The sequence below is a fragment of the Lutimaribacter saemankumensis genome (genome assembly GCF_900100005.1).
GTDB classification, from domain to species: Bacteria; Pseudomonadota; Alphaproteobacteria; order Rhodobacterales; family Rhodobacteraceae; genus Lutimaribacter; species Lutimaribacter saemankumensis.
In genome coordinates, this window is sequence record NZ_FNEB01000001.1 from 129,361 (window position 1) to 145,214 (window position 15,854).

General features: G+C 64.0%; 15 protein-coding genes. 9 read left to right on the plus strand and 6 right to left on the minus strand.

What is annotated here, in order from left to right:
• Positions 1-35: 35 nt before the first annotated feature.
• Positions 36-2,783, minus strand: a complete 2,748-nt coding sequence (gyrA, locus tag BLT50_RS00625) for a DNA gyrase subunit A (protein WP_090025432.1) — start codon at positions 2,781-2,783, stop codon at positions 36-38.
• 194 nt (positions 2,784-2,977) lie between these two features.
• Between gyrA and BLT50_RS00630 the strand changes: the two genes are divergently transcribed.
• On the plus strand, positions 2,978-3,247 hold the full coding sequence (locus BLT50_RS00630; protein ID WP_090025436.1) for an usg protein: 270 nt from the start codon (positions 2,978-2,980) through the stop codon (positions 3,245-3,247).
• 99 nt (positions 3,248-3,346) lie between these two features.
• Here the strand turns inward: BLT50_RS00630 and BLT50_RS00635 are convergent, their stop codons facing one another.
• Both BLT50_RS00635 and hemB read right to left on the minus strand, forming a co-directional pair.
• Entirely contained in the window at positions 3,347-3,907 is a 561-nt protein-coding gene (locus BLT50_RS00635) for a lipid-binding SYLF domain-containing protein (RefSeq protein WP_090025438.1), read from the minus strand.
• A gap of 246 nt (positions 3,908-4,153) precedes the next feature.
• A complete protein-coding gene (hemB, locus tag BLT50_RS00640; protein WP_090025444.1) occupies positions 4,154-5,155 on the minus strand; it encodes a porphobilinogen synthase in 1,002 nt (333 codons plus the stop codon).
• Between the two features lie 118 nt (positions 5,156-5,273).
• Here hemB and BLT50_RS00645 point away from each other — a divergent pair, with 118 nt between their 5' ends.
• Positions 5,274-5,876: a component of SufBCD complex gene (locus BLT50_RS00645; protein ID WP_245723243.1), complete on the plus strand. Its 603-nt coding sequence runs from the start codon at positions 5,274-5,276 to the stop codon at positions 5,874-5,876.
• On the plus strand, positions 5,836-9,288 hold the full coding sequence (gene mfd, locus BLT50_RS00650) for a transcription-repair coupling factor (protein ID WP_090025447.1): 3,453 nt from the start codon (positions 5,836-5,838) through the stop codon (positions 9,286-9,288). Before BLT50_RS00645 ends, mfd begins: the two co-directional genes overlap by 41 nt.
• Positions 9,289-9,301: 13 nt before the next feature.
• Here mfd and BLT50_RS00655 read toward each other — a convergent pair whose 3' ends face one another.
• From BLT50_RS00655 to BLT50_RS00665, 3 genes are read right to left on the minus strand one after another with little or no spacing between them, the layout of a single operon-like run.
• Complete coding sequence (locus BLT50_RS00655; protein ID WP_090025449.1) at positions 9,302-9,886, minus strand: HD domain-containing protein; 585 nt, start codon at positions 9,884-9,886, stop codon at positions 9,302-9,304.
• A complete protein-coding gene (locus BLT50_RS00660; RefSeq protein ID WP_090025451.1) occupies positions 9,883-10,116 on the minus strand; it encodes a hypothetical protein in 234 nt (77 codons plus the stop codon). The genes BLT50_RS00655 and BLT50_RS00660 overlap by 4 nt, the downstream gene beginning before the upstream one ends.
• Positions 10,117-10,120: 4 nt before the next feature.
• Positions 10,121-10,774, minus strand: a complete 654-nt coding sequence (locus BLT50_RS00665; RefSeq protein ID WP_090025454.1) for an alpha/beta hydrolase — start codon at positions 10,772-10,774, stop codon at positions 10,121-10,123.
• A gap of 154 nt (positions 10,775-10,928) precedes the next feature.
• Between BLT50_RS00665 and iscR the strand changes: the two genes are divergently transcribed.
• Genes iscR through BLT50_RS00695 form a run of 6 tightly spaced genes read left to right on the plus strand, consistent with a single transcriptional unit; the run spans position 10,929 to position 15,846 of the window.
• Positions 10,929-11,390, plus strand: a complete 462-nt coding sequence (gene iscR, locus BLT50_RS00670) for a Fe-S cluster assembly transcriptional regulator IscR (protein WP_090025456.1) — start codon at positions 10,929-10,931, stop codon at positions 11,388-11,390.
• A 59-nt stretch (positions 11,391-11,449) separates the two neighbouring features.
• Positions 11,450-12,502, plus strand: a complete 1,053-nt coding sequence (locus BLT50_RS00675; RefSeq protein ID WP_245723244.1) for a cysteine desulfurase family protein — start codon at positions 11,450-11,452, stop codon at positions 12,500-12,502.
• 16 nt (positions 12,503-12,518) lie between these two features.
• On the plus strand, positions 12,519-14,039 hold the full coding sequence (gene sufB, locus BLT50_RS00680; RefSeq protein ID WP_090025461.1) for a Fe-S cluster assembly protein SufB: 1,521 nt from the start codon (positions 12,519-12,521) through the stop codon (positions 14,037-14,039).
• A 21-nt stretch (positions 14,040-14,060) separates the two neighbouring features.
• Positions 14,061-14,939 carry an FkbM family methyltransferase gene (locus tag BLT50_RS00685; protein ID WP_090025464.1) on the plus strand — a complete coding sequence of 293 codons (879 nt, stop codon included), beginning with the start codon at positions 14,061-14,063 and terminating at the stop codon, positions 14,937-14,939.
• Positions 14,936-15,250: a heavy metal-binding domain-containing protein gene (locus tag BLT50_RS00690; RefSeq protein ID WP_090025467.1), complete on the plus strand. Its 315-nt coding sequence runs from the start codon at positions 14,936-14,938 to the stop codon at positions 15,248-15,250. Before BLT50_RS00685 ends, BLT50_RS00690 begins: the two co-directional genes overlap by 4 nt.
• A gap of 59 nt (positions 15,251-15,309) precedes the next feature.
• Complete coding sequence (locus tag BLT50_RS00695) at positions 15,310-15,846, plus strand: hypothetical protein (RefSeq protein ID WP_245723277.1); 537 nt, start codon at positions 15,310-15,312, stop codon at positions 15,844-15,846.
• Positions 15,847-15,854: the final 8 nt, after the last annotated feature.

A 15,854-nucleotide genomic window follows, 5' to 3' on the forward strand; every position in this document is an offset into this window, starting at 1 on the left:
CGGCTGTTCCGGGCGGGTAGACTGCACCGAGTGGTTTATTCCTCGGTGCCGCCTTCGGCTTCGCCCTCGTCCTCGTCGCCCTGATCGGCGATCCATGCGACGGAAACCACCTCTTCGCCCTTGCCGGTGTTGAATACCTTGACGCCGCCGGCACTGCGCGAGCGGAAGGAAATCCCCTCGACAGGCACGCGGATCGACTGGCCCTTGGATGTGGCGAGCATGATCTGGTCGTCCAGTTCCACCGGGAAGGACGCCACGAGCGGGCCGCCCCGCATCGCCTTGTCCATCGCGGCGACGCCCATGCCGCCACGCCCGCGCACGGGGTAGTCGTGGCTGGAGGACAGCTTGCCGGTGCCGCCGGCGCTGATCGTGAGGATCAGGTTTTCGGCAGCCGACATTTCGGCATAGCGGTCGGCGCTCAGTTCGCCCGCCACGGCGACATCGTCGTCATCCGTTTCCGCATCGTCCGTCAGCCCGGCCACCGCGCGGCGCATCTTGAGATAGGCGGCGCGTTCCTCGGCCGTGGCCTCGAAATGCCGGATCACCGACATCGACACCACCTTGTCGTCGCCCGACAGGCGGATGCCGCGCACACCGGTGGAATCGCGGCCCTTGAAGACCCGCACCTCGGTGGTGGGGAAGCGGATCGCGCGGCCGGAATCGGTGACGAGCATCACGTCATCGTCTTCCGAGCAGATGCGCGCATTCACCATTTCCACGCCCTCGGGCAGTTTCATCGCGATCTTGCCGTTGGATTTGACGTTGGTGAAATCGGACAGCGCGTTGCGCCGCACATCACCGGCGGTGGTGGCAAAAAAGATCTGCAGATCCTGCCATTCGTCCTCGGGGCGGTCGACGGGCATGATGGCCGCGATGGACACGCCGGGCTGGATCGGCAGGATGTTGACGATGGCCTTGCCCTTGGAGGTCCGCCCGCCCAGCGGCAGCCGCCAGGTTTTCAGCTTGTAGACCATGCCGTCGGTCGTGAAGACGAGCAGTTGGGTATGCGTGTTGGCGACAAAGAGGTTGGTCACCACGTCGTCGTCTTTGAGAGCGCCGCCCGAAAGGCCCTTGCCACCGCGTTTCTGCGCGCGGAAATCGGCCAGCGGCGTGCGCTTGATATAGCCGCCCTGGGTGATCGTGACGACCATGTCTTCGCGTTCGATCAGGTCCTCGTCGTCCATGTCGCCCGACCAGTCGACGATTTCGGTCCGGCGGGGGACGGCGAACTGGTCTTTCACGTCGCGCAGTTCATCGGCGATGATGCCCATGATCCGTTCACGCGAGCCCAGGATTTCCAGGTATTCCTTGATCTTGCCGGCCAGCTCTTCGAGCTCGTCGGTGACTTCCTTGACGCCGAGTTGCGTCAGGCGCTGGAGCCGCAGGTCGAGGATCGCGCGGGCCTGCGCCTCGGACAGGTTGTAGGTGCCGTCCTCGTTCGCGGTATGGGTCGGATCGTCGATCAGCGCGATATAGGGCAGGATGTCCTGCGCGGGCCAGCGGCGGGTCATCAGCTTTTCGCGGGCTTCGGCGGCATCGGCCGAGGCGCGGATCGTGGCCACGACCTCGTCCACGTTGCTGACGGCGACGGCCAGGCCACACAGGATGTGGCTGCGTTCGCGGGCCTTGCGCAGGTCATAGGCGGTGCGGCGGGCGACCACCTCTTCGCGGAAGGAAATGAACGAGGTCAGGAACCGCCGCAGCGTCAGCGTTTCGGGGCGGCCGCCATTGAGCGCCAGCATGTTGCAGCCGAAATAGGTCTGCATCGGGGTGAAGCGGAACAGCTGGTTCAGCACCACGTCAGGGGTGGCGTCGCGCTTCAGTTCGACCACCACGCGCACACCGTCGCGGTCGGATTCGTCCTGCACATGGGCGATGCCGTCGATCTTTTTCTCGCGCACCTGTTCGGCGATCTTTTCGATCATCGTCGACTTGTTCACCTGGTAGGGGATTTCGTCGATGATGATGGCGTAGCGGTCCTTTCGGATCTCTTCCACGCGGGTCTTGGAGCGGATGATGACGCTGCCGCGCCCTTCGAGATAAGCCTTGCGCGCGCCCGACCGGCCCAGAAGGATGCCGCCGGTGGGGAAATCGGGGCCGGGGATGTATTCGATCAGCTGTTCCGAGCTGAGATCGGGGTCGTCGATCAGCGCAAGCGTGGCATCCACCACCTCACCCAGGTTGTGGGGCGGGATGTTGGTGGCCATGCCGACGGCAATGCCGCCCGCGCCGTTGACCAGCATGTTGGGAAAGCGCGCGGGCAGGACGGTCGGCTCGCGGTCCTTGCCGTCGTAGTTGTCCTGGAAGTCCACGGTCTCCTTCTCGATATCCGCAAGAAGGGAGGCGGCGGGCTTGTCCATGCGCACCTCGGTGTAGCGCATGGCGGCGGGGCTATCGCCGTCCATCGAGCCGAAGTTGCCCTGGCCGTCGAGCAACGGCAGCGACATCGAGAAATCCTGCGCCATGCGCACCAGAGCGTCGTAGATCGCACTGTCGCCATGGGGGTGGTATTTGCCCATCACGTCGCCCACGGGCCGGGCCGATTTGCGATAGGACTTGTCATGCGTGTTGCCGCTTTCGTGCATCGCGTAAAGGATGCGGCGGTGCACCGGTTTCAGCCCGTCGCGCAGATCGGGAATCGCACGGCTGACGATCACCGACATCGCATAGTCGAGATAGGACGATTTCAGTTCGTCCGTGATCGAGATCGTGGGGCCATCATACGCGGGGCGTTCGGGGCCTTTTTCTTCATCGTTTTCAGGGGTTTCCGGCGTGTCGTTCACGTGCTCTGCCCGTTCTTTTCTGGCGCTCTACATATAGTTGCCACAACTATATCAGAGCCACGATATGGGGTGCAATCAAAGACCGCCCACTATATTGGCAGCCAGCGTTGGCGACTGATAACATACTGTTTTTGTTGAAAATTAAATTTGATCGGGCATGATTTTTCCATAACAACAGTTTTTCGAGGTTGAGGATGGAAAACAGGGAAACCGAATTGCTGCTCAAGGGCTATGGCCTGACCACGGCGGAATTCTTTTACCACATGCCCGATTACGCGCATGTGCTGAACACTTTCATCTGGCAGGACTACGACCTGGCCCCGGATCATCCGCGGCTCTTCAAGTTCATCGAATTCTGGCAGGACGAGATCGAGGGCCCGCTTCATTCGGTGCGCTTTACCCACCGCAAGATGATCGCACCCGGCGAGTGGCGCAACGTGGTGGGGGAGTTCACGCTGCATTGAGGCTGGAAAGGACCGGCACCAAAAAAACCGGCGACGGGATGCGTCGCCGGAGATTGGCCCGGGCGGGGGGAGTGGGCCACCCGGGGTCTTTGTCTCGCGTCAGGGGATGATGCGGGTGTATTTCACGCCTTCCAGCGTGGCGCCCAGCAGCAACCCTGCCTGGCCGAAGATCACCGCCAGCACAGGGGCTGTCGAAGTGGTGGTCTCGGCGCGGATGTTGTCGCCCTTGTCGTTGAAGACATATTCGATATCGGCGCCCGCGGCCCAGCCCGAGGAGCGCCGGAAGCGCATCAGCGCCTCGTCGGTCATGAAGAACAGGACATGGGCGTATTGCTGCGCCCCGATCTGGAGCCCGAAGCTGCCCTTGGTGGCCGAGTAGTAATCGACCGTCGATCCACCCACGCGCAGTGCGCCGCGGCCATAGCCCGCGCCGATGCCGAGGCCGGCCTCGGTCACCAGCGGCATGACAAGCTGGCCGGTCGACTTTTGCGCGATGTCGCGCGTGGCCGGGTAGGAGCTGAAGAGATAGTTCAGCGTCGAGTCGACGCGCGCGTCGATCGTCGCGGGGCCGGTGCTGCCGATGCCGTTGCCGCAAGCGGCGGTCGCACCCGCACCGGCAAGGGCTGCCAGCGTGAAACTGCGTCGGGTAAAATTCGTCATGGCGGTGCCTGTATTCTGGTTGTTGATTTTACGAACTGCTCTGCCGGCTTGGGACGCCGGTCTGGCGCTGAGTATAGGGGTAGATGGGACGTCTGTCACTATCAGTTGTGGCCATGCGCGGGAAGCCGCGCCCGGTTTCGGACCGGCTGCGCCGATCCGACCGGAAAGGGGGGCGCTGCCCCCCTCTTGGGCCTGCGGCCCAATTCACCCCCCGGAGGTATTTGGGGCAAGATGAAGCAGGGGGGGCTATGCCCCGTTCAGGATGCGGGCGACCTGGGGGGCGAAATAGGTCAGCACCCCGTCGCAGCCCGCGCGCTTGAAGCACATCAGGCTTTCCAGCATCGCCTTTTGCCCGTCGATCCAGCCGTTCTGCGCCGCGCCCGCGATCATCGCGTATTCGCCCGACACCTGGTAGGCATAGGTCGGCGCGCCGAACGCATCCTTTACCCGGCGGCAGATGTCGAGATAGGGCATGCCGGGTTTCACCATCACCATGTCGGCGCCTTCGCGCAGGTCGCGTTCGACGAGGCGCAGCGCCTCGTTCGAGTTGGCGGGGTTCATCTGGTAGGTGGTCTTGTCGCCCTTGAGCGCGCCCGACGCGCCCACCGCGTCGCGGAACGGGCCGTAGAAGGCGCTGGCGTATTTCGCGGCGTAGGACAGCAGCATAACGTCCTTGAACCCTTCGGATTCCAGCGCCGTGCGGATCGAGCCGATGCGGCTGTCCATCATGTCGCTGGGGCCGATGATGTCGGCGCCCGCGCGGGCCTGGGAAAGCGCCTGTTTCACAAGCGCCTCGACGGTTTCGTCATTGGGGATCTTGCCGTCCACCACGAAGCCGTCATGGCCAAGGCTGTTATAGGGGTCGAGCGCGACATCGGTCATCACCGCGATCTCGATCCCGGCGTCCTTGATGGCGCGGGTGGCGGTGTTGGACAGGTTGTCGGGGTTCCAGGCCTCGGCGCAATCCTCGGTCTTTTTCGCGGGATCGGTATAGGGAAAGAGGCAGATCGCGGGGATGCCGAGATCGGCCGCCTCGCGCGCGGCCTTGACCACGTTGTCGACGGACAGGCGGTTGACGCCGGGCATCGAGGACACCGGTTCGCACACGTCCGCACCGTCGCGCAGGAAGACCGGCCAGATCAGATCGCCCGTCGTCAGCGTGTTTTCCTGGACCAGTGCGCGGATTTGCGCGTTTTGCCGCGTGCGGCGGAACCTTGTGGCGGGAAAAGGGGCCTGGCTGGGTTTCATGGTTTTCTTCCTTGGCTTCGGCGTTGCAAAGCACTGGCATGGAAATTCGCGCATCTCAAGGGTAGGAATTGCCGCAAAGGGGCGATAAGGAAGCGCCGTATCCTAGTGAGGCACGCCGTTGGACTGGTTCGAAAATCTCACCGCGCTGATCGATCTGCGCTCTTTCTCCAGCGTCTGGTACTGGATTGCGCTTGCGGTTCTGTGGTCGACGGCCAGCCATTGGGTGTTGGGCATTCCCTTTGACATGGTCAGCCGCGCGGGCAGCCGGGGCGGGCAGGCCGAGGCCGACCTGGAAGACATGGCGCGCGTGATGACGAACCGCCTGCTGGGCATTTCGCGCATCGCGGGGTTGTGGCTGCTGGGGCTGACCTGCTTTTTCCTGACCTCGCTGGCGCTGATCGGGTTCCTGTACGGCATCCAGATGGCGCAGGCGGTGTTCCTGATGGCCTTTCCCATGGCGATCGTGGGGGTATTGAGCCTGAACACCGCGCGCCTGATCCAGCTGCGCCGCGCGCATGGCCCGGAGTTGCGCAAGATCCTGTGGCGGCACCGGATCATGGTGCAGGTGGTGGGCATGATCGCCATTTTCATCACCGCCATGTGGGGTATGTACCAGAACCTCAAGGCCGGCATGGGCAACCATTTCGGCCCGATGGGCGCGATCGAACAACAGGTAGACGATGACCCGAATAACGGTTGGGGGCGCCCCGGAGGGGTTTGACGCCCGCCTGATCCTGAACGAGGTGGCGCGCAGCGACGCGCCCGTGATCCATGTCGCGCGCGATGACAAGCGTATGGCGGCGATGGAGGCTGCGCTGCGCTTTTTTGCGCCGGGCATGCCGGTGTTGCGCTTTCCCGGCTGGGATTGCCTGCCTTACGACCGGGTCAGCCCGCATGCCGATATCTCGGCTGCGCGGATGGCGACGCTGGCGGGGCTGGTGCATGGTGCGCCGGGCCAGTTCGTGCTGCTGACCACGCTGAGTGCGGCGATGCAGCGCCTGCCGGCGCGCGATGTCCTGCGCGAGGCGGCGTTCACCGCCCATGTGGGCGAGCGGGTGGACGAGGCGGCGTTGCGTGCCTTTCTGGTGCGCATGGGGTTTGTGCAGGCACCCACGGTGACCGAGCCAGGCGATTACGCCATTCGCGGCGGCATCATCGACATCTACCCGCCCGGTGAGGCGGGGCCGGTGCGGCTGGATTTCTTCGGTGACACGCTGGATGGCGCGCGGCGGTTCGACCCGGTCAGCCAGCGCACCACGGAAAAGCTGGATGTGGTGGAGCTGGCCCCGGTCAGCGAAGTGATCCTGGACGAGGCCGCGATCCTGCGGTTCCGGCAGAATTACCGGATCGAGTTCGGTGCGGCGGGCACGGACGACCCGCTCTACGAGGCGGTGAGCGCGGGGCGCAAGCACCAGGGCGTGGAGCATTGGCTGCCGTTCTTCCACGACCGGCTGGAGGTTCTGTTCGATTACCTTCCCGGCGCGAGCGTGACGCTGGACGACCAGGTGGCGCCCACGCGCATCAGCCGCTGGGAGGGGATCGTCGATCAGTACGAAACCCGCCGCCACGCGATGACCCAGAAGGGGCGCGGCGATACCGTCTATAAACCGGTGCCGCCGGGGCTGCTTTATCTCGACGATGGCGGCTGGGACGCGGCGCTGAAGGACCGGCGCGTGCTGCAGTTCAGCCCGTTGCCGCAGGCCTCGGGGCCGAACGTGATCGACGCGGGCGGGCGTGTCGGGCGCAGTTTCGCGCCCGAGCGGCAGGCCGAATCCCTGAGCCTTTTCGGGGCCTTGGCGGATCATGTCAAAGCGCGGCTGGACGTGGGGCCGGTGGTGATCGCGTCTTATTCGGAAGGTGCGCGCGAACGTCTGGACGGGTTGATCGCGGACGAAGGGCTGATCGGTGCGGTGCATGTGCGCGACATGGGCGGCGTGGGCCGGCACGGGCTGCATCTGGCGGTCTGGGCGCTGGAACAGGGGTTCGAGGCCGAAGGGCTGACCGTCATTTCCGAGCAGGATGTGCTGGGCGACCGGCTGATCCGCGCGCCCAAGCGCCGGCGGCGGGCCGAGAACTTCCTGACCGAGGCGCAATCGCTGTCGCCGGGCGATCTGGTGGTGCATGTCGATCACGGGGTCGGGCGCTATCAGGGGCTGGAAGTGGTGACGGCCGCAGGCGCCGCGCATGAATGCCTTTTGCTGGAATATGCCGAGGGCGCCAAGCTGTACCTTCCGGTCGAGAATATCGAACTGCTGTCGAAATTCGGCCACGAAGAGGGGCTGTTGGACCGGTTGGGCGGGGGCGCCTGGCAGGCCAAGAAGGCCCGGCTCAAGGAACGCATCCGCGAGATGGCCGACCGGCTGATCCGCATCGCGGCCGAGCGCGCGCTGCGCCGCGCGCCGGTGATGGAGCCGCCGCCCCACGCCTGGGAAGAGTTCAGCGCGCGCTTTCCCTATACCGAAACCGACGACCAGCTGCGCGCGATCGAGGACGTGCTTGCCGACATGACGAGCGGGCAGCCGATGGACCGGCTGATCTGTGGCGACGTGGGGTTCGGCAAGACCGAAGTCGCGATGCGCGCGGCCTTTGTCGCGGCGATGTCGGGGGTGCAGGTCGCCGTGATCGCGCCCACGACGTTGCTGGCGCGACAGCATTTCAAAAGCTTTGCCGACAGGTTCCGGGGCTTTCCTCTGCAGGTGCGGGCGCTGTCGCGTTTCGTTTCCGCCAAGGAGGCCGCAAAGACCCGCGAAGGGCTGGCCAACGGCACTGTCGATATTGTCGTGGGCACCCATGCGTTGCTGGCGAAAGGCGTAAAATTCCAGAACCTTGGCCTGCTGGTGATCGACGAGGAGCAGCATTTCGGCGTGGCCCACAAGGAGCGGCTGAAGCAGATGCGCAGCGATGTGCATGTGTTGACGCTTACGGCGACGCCGATCCCGCGCACGCTGCAATTGTCGCTGTCGGGCGTGCGCGACCTGTCGATCATCGGCACGCCGCCCGTCGACCGCCTGGCGATCCGCACCTATGTAAGCGAATTCGACGGTGTGACCATCCGCGAGGCGCTGTTGCGCGAACATTACCGGGGCGGACAGTCGTTCTATGTCGTGCCGCGCATCAGCGACCTGCGCGAGATCGAAGACTTCCTTCAGTCCCAGGTGCCCGAGGTTTCGTATGTCGTGGCGCATGGCCAGATGGCGGCGGGCGAGTTGGACGACCGCATGAACGCCTTTTACGACGGCAAGTATGACGTGCTGCTGGCCACGACCATCGTGGAATCGGGGCTGGATATCCCGACCGCCAATACGATGGTCGTGCATCGCGCCGACATGTTCGGGCTGTCGCAGCTTTACCAGATACGCGGACGGGTGGGGCGCTCGAAGACGCGGGCCTATGCCTATCTGACGACCAAGCCGCGCACACCGCTGACGCCGGCGGCCGAAAAGCGCCTGCGCGTTCTGGGCAGTCTCGACAGTCTGGGCGCGGGCTTTACGCTGGCCAGTCAGGATCTGGATATTCGCGGTGCGGGCAACCTGCTGGGCGAAGAGCAGTCCGGCCAGATGCGCGACGTGGGATACGAGCTTTACCAGCAGATGCTGGAAGAGGCGATCGCCAAGATCCGCGCGGGCGAAATGGAAGGCCTGACCGGGCCGGATGAGCAATGGGCCCCGCAGATCAATCTGGGCGTGCCGGTTCTGATCCCCGAAGATTACGTGCCCGACCTGGACGTGCGGCTTGGATTGTATCGCCGCCTCAGTGGGTTGCACAGCAAAGTTGAACTGGAAGGCTTTGCCGCCGAGCTGATCGACCGCTTCGGAAAATTGCCCAAGGAAGTGAACACACTGCTGCTGGTCGTGCGCATCAAGGCGATGTGCAAGCGGGCAGGTATTGCCAAGCTCGATGGCGGGCCGAAGGGCGCGACGATCCAGTTCCACAACGACAAGTTCGCCTCGCCGCAGGGTCTGGTCGAGTTTATCCAGGGCCAGAAGGGGCTGGCCAAGGTCAAGGACAACAAGATCGTCGTGCGGCGCGACTGGAAGAACGAGGCCGACAAGATCAAGGGTGCCTTCGCCATCGCGCGCGACCTGGCGGAAAAGGTCATCGCCGAGGAAAAGCGCAAGAAATCGAAGGCGTAGCGCGACGCAAGCGTCAGCGCGCGGCGAACCAGGCGCGGATGCGCGGCGCGACCCAATCCCACAGCGCAGGCGCGCCACGGGCAATCGGTGTGCCGACACGGGTTTCGACCTTGTCGAGCGTGGCGTCGTGCTCCAGCCAGCTTATCCCGCCCGATGCAAGGTTCTGGTTCGGGGGCTGGAACCGGTCGAGCGCCTTGGCGAATTGAGCGTCCGGGGTCTGTGCCGCTTCGAATTCGTCCCAGAGCGCGCGCAGGTCGGTCGCCTGATCGGCGGGAAGCAGGCCGAAAATGCGGTCGGCGGCTTCTTGTTCGCTGGCGGCGACGGCGGCGTGGTCGACCTGGCCGTAGATCGGATTGTCGCCCGCGTCGATTTCCACCAGGTCATGCAGCAAAAGCATCTTGATCACGCGCGCGATGTCGACATCGCCGGGCGCATGTTCGCCCAGAACCAGCGCATAGAGCGCAAGGTGCCAGCTGTGTTCTGCCGAATTTTCGGGCCGCGACGCATCGCAGAGCGTGGTCGCGCGGGTGACGGATTTCAGGCGGCAGGCCTCGGTCAGAAAGGCCATCTGGGCGTCAAGACGGGCAGGGCCTGTCATTCCCCGTCTTGCGCCTTCTTGGCGGCAAGCGCCTTTTGTTTCAGGAACTTGCGCGCGCGGCCCACGGCAAGGCGGACGCGCACGGCGGCCATGAACGCCTCTTGCGTGGGGGTGGACGAGGCTTGCAGCAGTTTCGACACTTCGGCCACGAGGTCTTCGTCACCCGTCGCTTCCATCACCTTGATGGTGTCGCGCGCCAGTTCGTCTGCCAGATCCTCGGTGACGCCCATGGGATTACCGTGTCGTTTCCGTCAGACGCCGCTTCACGTATTCGGTGACCGTGCCGATCATCGTGTCCATGTGCGGCTCTTCAAAGAAATGGCCTGCGCCCTCGACTTCTTCGTGGGTGATCGTGATGCCCTTTTGCTCGTGCAGCTTGTTCACAAGGCTGACGGTGTCGGCGGGCGGCGCCACGCGGTCGGCGGTGCCGTTGATGATCAGGCCCGAAGCCGGGCAGGGTGCCAGGAACGAGAAGTCATACATGTTTGCGGGCGGTGCAACCGAAACGAACCCGGTGATTTCCGGGCGGCGCATCAAGAGCTGCATCCCGATCCAGGCACCAAAGCTGAAGCCCGCGACCCAGCAATGCTTGGAATTGCTGTTCATCGACTGCAGGTAATCGAGCGCCGACGCGGCATCGGACAATTCGCCGACGCCTTGGTCGTATTCGCCCTGGCTGCGGCCGACGCCGCGGAAATTGAAGCGCAGAACGGTGAAGCCCATGTTATAAAAGGCATAGTGCAGGTTAAACACGACCTTGTTGTTCATCGTGCCGCCGAATTGCGGGTGCGGGTGCAGCACGATCGCGATCGGAGCGTCGCGTTCCTTCTGCGGATGGTAGCGGCCTTCGAGTCGGCCTTCGGGGCCTGGGAAAATGACCTCGGGCATGGGTTTCCTTGTCAGCTTTGGCCTGGCGCGTAATCTTGACGAATTCGCTCAAGCTCTTTAGAACCGTTCTAAACGCCGGCTCGGGCCGGCCGGGGCTTAACGCGAGATAAGCGTTTCGCCCTGTCAGGTCAATGTGTTGGCGAGGGGCGCACCCATGAAACTGAGCACCAAGGGGCGGTACGCGATGGTTGCGCTTGCCGATATTGCACTTCAGCCCGCGGGCGATCTTGTCACGCTGGGCGATATTTCCCGACGGCAGGACGTGTCGCTGCCTTACCTGGAGCAGCTATTCGTCAAACTGCGCCGTGCGGGACTGGTCGAATCCGTGCGCGGGCCGGGCGGTGGTTACAGGTTGGCGAAACCTGCCAGCGACATTCGGATCGTCGATGTTCTGGGCGCGGTGGACGAAACCGTGGACGCGATGCACAAGGGGGCGGGTGCCAGCGGCGGCCTTTCGGGAAGCCGCGCGCAATCGCTGACCAACCGCTTGTGGGAGGGGCTGAGCGCGCATGTCTATGTGTTCCTGCATCAGACGCGCCTGTCCGACGTTGTCGAAAACGACCTCGCCCCATGTCCCGCCGTGCCGTCGCTGTTCTCGGTCGTCGACGAAGCCTGAAGCGCGGCGAAGCCGCCGAAATGCCCGACGGGCGCCATGCAACGAGGAGAGCCGATCAAGTGCCGAAGCGCCGCGTATACCTCGATTACAACGCCACTGCGCCGCTGCGCGCCGAGGCGCGCGATGCGATGGTTGCGGCCTTCGATCTGGTCGGCAACCCATCGAGCGTTCATACCGAAGGGCGCGCCGCCAAGGGTCTGATCGAACGCGCGCGCGGTCAGATCGCCGCGGCCTTCGGGGCCGAGGGGGCGGACGTGATCTTTACCTCGGGCGCGACCGAAGCGGCGGCTCTGGCCTGCGCGGGGCGCGGATTGCACGGGTCGGGGATCGAACATGACGCGGTGGGCGCCTGGGTGGACGACAGCCTGGCCGTCGATGCTGATGGCCGCGTGACGGTCACGGACCCTGCGAATTCGGTTCTGCAGGCCGCCAATTCCGAAACCGGCGTTGTGCAGGACTTGCCGCAGGGACTGGCCGTGGTCGATGCCACACAGGCCTTTGGCAAGCTGCCGGTCGCGTTCAACTGGATGGGTTGCGAGATGGCGCTGATTTCTGCCCACAAGCTGGGCGGGCCCAAGGGAATCGGTGCGTTGGTGGTGCGGCGTGGCACGGACATTGCGGCGCAATTGCGCGGCGGCGGACAGGAAATGGGCCGCCGTGCCGGCACCGAAAACGTGGCCGCGATTGCCGGTTTCGGAGCCGCGGCCGAGGCAGCGGCCCGCGATCTGGCGGATGGCGTCTGGGAACGCGTGGCTGGATTTAGAAAAATTCTAGAAAAGGGCATTGAGGCTGGATCAAAAGAGACTATTTTGGTCGGGAAAGCTGTCGGGCGGTTGCCGAACACCTGTTGCTTTGTCACGCCAGGATGGAAAGGCGAGACCCAGGTGATGACGATGGACCTTGCCGGGTTCGCCGTCAGCGCGGGCAGCGCCTGTTCCAGCGGCAAGGTCCGCGCAAGCAAGGTGCTGACCGCGATGGGATACGACGAAGGGCAGGCGGCCTGCGCGATGCGCGTATCGCTGGGCCCGGACACGAGAGAAGAGGACGTTCTGCGGTTCGTGGACGTCTGGTTGGACAAGATGGAACGGCACCGCGCCCGCAGCGCGGCGTAACAGGAAAGGAAAGCCGATGATGGCACTCGACAAGGTAGAGGTGAAGGAAGGCGTCGATCAGGAAACGGTCGATGCGGTCAAATCCCTTGGCAAGTACAAGCATGGCTGGGAAACCGAGATCGAGATGGAATACGCCCCCAAGGGGCTGACGCCGGATATCGTGCGGCTGATTTCCGAAAAGAACGAAGAACCCGAATGGATGACCGAATGGCGGCTTCAGGCGCTGGAGCGTTGGGTCAACATGAAGGAACCCGATTGGGCGATGGTGGATTACCCGGAAATCGATTTCCAGGACCAGTATTACTATGCCCGCCCGAAAAGCATGGAGACCAAGCCCAAGTCGCTGGACGAGGTCGATCCCAAGCTGCTGGCGACCTATGAAAAGCTGGGCATTCCGCTGAAGGAACAGATGATCCTTGCCGGCGTCGAAGGGGCCGAGGACGCCCCGGCCGAAGGCCGCAAGGTGGCCGTGGACGCGGTGTTCGACAGCGTGTCGGTCGGCACGACCTTCCAGAAAGAGCTGCAGAAGGCCGGCGTTATCTTCTGCTCGATCTCGGAGGCGATCCGCGAGCATCCCGAACTGGTCAAGAAATACCTCGGTTCGGTCGTTCCGGTGTCGGACAATTTCTATGCCACGCTGAACAGCGCGGTGTTTTCGGACGGCTCGTTCGTCTACGTGCCGCCCGGAGTTCGGTGCCCGATGGAACTGAGCACCTATTTCCGCATCAACGCCGAGAATACCGGCCAGTTCGAACGCACGCTGATCATCGCCGACAAGGGATCTTACGTCAGCTACCTCGAAGGCTGCACCGCGCCGCAGCGTGACGTGGCACAGCTGCATGCCGCGGTGGTGGAAATCATCGTCGAAGAAGACGCCGAGGTGAAATACTCGACCGTGCAGAACTGGTTCCCCGGCGACGAGGAAGGCAAGGGCGGCATCTACAACTTCGTCACCAAGCGTGCCGATTGCCGCGGCGACCGGTCCAAGGTGATGTGGACGCAGGTGGAAACCGGCAGTGCTGTGACGTGGAAATACCCGTCCTGCATCCTGCGCGGCGACGACAGCCAGGGCGAGTTCTATTCGATCGCCATCACCAACAACCACCAGCAGGCCGATACCGGCACCAAGATGGTGCACCTGGGCAAGAACACCAAGTCGCGCATCGTGTCCAAGGGCATCAGCGCCGGTTATGCGCAGAACACCTATCGCGGGCTGGTGTCGATGCATCCGAAGGCCAAGAACAGCCGCAACTACACCCAGTGCGACAGCCTGCTGATCGGTGACAAGTGCGGCGCGCACACCGTGCCTTACATCGAGGTGCGCAACAACTCGTCCCGCGTGGAACACGAGGCCACGACATCCAAGGTGGATGACGACCAGATGTTCTATTGCCGTCAGCGCGGCATGGACGAGGAAGAGGCGGTGGCCCTGATCGTCAACGGATTTGCCAAGGAAGTGCTACAGGCGCTGCCGATGGAATTCGCGATGGAAGCGCAGCAACTGGTCGCGATCTCGCTGGAAGGGTCGGTGGGCTGAGGTCCGCCGCCGGGCAGGGGCATGAGCAACTCGCTTGGATATCTGGCGCGGACGCTGGCGCCGTTGCGCCCCGTGCGCATCGTCGATGTGGGCGCCAACCCCATCGAAGCGCCGGTCTATGCCGGGTTGCTGCGCCGCGATCTGGCCGAGGTCTGGGCGTTCGAGCCACACCCCGAAGCCGCCGCGAAACTGCGCGCCGCTGCGCCTGAAAACGTGCATGTTCTTGAACGTGCGGTAGGGCGGCCGGGTCAAGCGGTGTTCAATGCCTATCCGGCATCGGAAATGTCGTCTTTGTATAAGATTTCGACACAATCGACCGGATACTTGGGGCATTTCCGTCGGCATTTGAACAGTGAAGTCGAGGTTGATCTGACGCTGGACAGTCTCGATTCCATGCCCGAGCTGCCCGCTATCGACTGTCTCAAGGTCGATGCGCAAGGCGCCGAGGTCGACGTCATCGACGGCGCGCGCAGCAAGCTGTCGGGCGCGGTCGCGGTGGTGGCCGAGATGCGGTTTTACCGGCTTTATGATGGTGAGCCGGCGCTGCATGACCTTGACCGCAGCTTGCGCGACCAGGGCTTTGTCCTGCACCGGTTCCTGCATCAGAAATCGCGGATGCTGGGCAACAGCCAGGCCGCGCGCCTGAACCGCCGCGCGATCGGCAGCCAGCTGATCGACGGCGACGCGGTCTATATCCGCAACCCGGAAGACCGTTCCGCCGTCACGGACACGCAACTGGCGCATCTGGCGTTGCTGGCGGATGGGGTGTTCGGCAGCCACGATCTTGTTCTGTGGTGCCTGGATGAACTGGCCTCGCGCGGCGTGGTGCCGGGCAAGGTCGCCGCGAAATACGTGGACAAACTGCCCGAAGGGCTGAAAGCCGAGAGGATCGAGGCATGATCATAACGACAACCAACACCATCGAAGGGCACCGCATTGTCGATTACCGCGGCATCGTCGTGGGCGAGGCGATCATGGGCGCCAATATCGTGCGCGATATCTTTGCCAATGTGACCGACATCATCGGCGGCCGGTCGGGTGCCTATGAATCCAAGTTGCAGGATGCCCGCGAAACCGCGCTGCGCGAACTCGAACAGCGTGCGGTCGCGGCCGGCGGCAACGCCGTGGTGGGCGTCGACCTGGATTACGAGGTGGTGGGCCAGTCGATGCTCATGGTGTCGGCGTCGGGCACGGCGGTGGTGATCGAGTGACGCAAACCGCCGCTCATATCGCGCGTCCCGAACTGACGCTGCCCGAGGCCGAGGCCGCGATGATCCGCGCGGCCTACGAGCGGGCCGGCGTCATCCTGGAGTACGGCTCGGGCGGGTCGACCGTTCTGGCGGCCGAACTGGGCAAGCGCGTCATGTCGGTGGAAAGCGACAAGGCCTGGGCACAGATGATGCGGGGCTGGTTCGCCGAAAATCCGTGCCCCGGCGAGGTGGACATCATCTGGTCCGATATCGGGCCGACCAGGGAATGGGGCCACCCGGTGGACGACCGCGGCTGGAAGCGCTTTGCGCGCTATCCTCTGGAGGTGTGGGATCTGCCGGAATTCACCCACCCGGAGGTGGTGCTGGTCGATGGCCGGTTCCGCGTCGGCTGCGTGCTGGCCACGGCTTACCGGATCGAACGGCCGGTGAGCCTGTTCTTCGACGACTACGTGCCGCGAAAGCGGTTTCACGAAGTCGAAGAATTCATCGGCCCCCCGGCCGAGATCGCGGGCCGCATGGCGCGCTTTGAAATTGCCCCGCAGCCGGTGCCACCCGCGCATCTGTTGCGGATGGTGGAACTGATGACACGGCCCTGACGGGCCGC

Coding starts and splice junctions, on each gene's coding strand:
- BLT50_RS00695 (WP_245723277.1), top strand. CDS start 15,310: ATGATCCGCGCGGCCTACGAGCGGGCCGGCGTCATCCTGGAGTACGGC.
- sufB (WP_090025461.1), top strand. CDS start 12,519: ATGATGGCACTCGACAAGGTAGAGGTGAAGGAAGGCGTCGATCAGGAA.
- BLT50_RS00655 (WP_090025449.1), bottom strand. CDS start 9,886: ATGACAGGCCCTGCCCGTCTTGACGCCCAGATGGCCTTTCTGACCGAG.
- BLT50_RS00660 (WP_090025451.1), bottom strand. CDS start 10,116: ATGGGCGTCACCGAGGATCTGGCAGACGAACTGGCGCGCGACACCATC.
- BLT50_RS00630 (WP_090025436.1), top strand. CDS start 2,978: ATGGAAAACAGGGAAACCGAATTGCTGCTCAAGGGCTATGGCCTGACC.
- iscR (WP_090025456.1), top strand. CDS start 10,929: ATGAAACTGAGCACCAAGGGGCGGTACGCGATGGTTGCGCTTGCCGAT.
- BLT50_RS00685 (WP_090025464.1), top strand. CDS start 14,061: ATGAGCAACTCGCTTGGATATCTGGCGCGGACGCTGGCGCCGTTGCGC.
- BLT50_RS00635 (WP_090025438.1), bottom strand. CDS start 3,907: ATGACGAATTTTACCCGACGCAGTTTCACGCTGGCAGCCCTTGCCGGT.
- BLT50_RS00690 (WP_090025467.1), top strand. CDS start 14,936: ATGATCATAACGACAACCAACACCATCGAAGGGCACCGCATTGTCGAT.
- BLT50_RS00665 (WP_090025454.1), bottom strand. CDS start 10,774: ATGCCCGAGGTCATTTTCCCAGGCCCCGAAGGCCGACTCGAAGGCCGC.
- hemB (WP_090025444.1), bottom strand. CDS start 5,155: ATGAAACCCAGCCAGGCCCCTTTTCCCGCCACAAGGTTCCGCCGCACG.
- mfd (WP_090025447.1), top strand. CDS start 5,836: ATGACCCGAATAACGGTTGGGGGCGCCCCGGAGGGGTTTGACGCCCGC.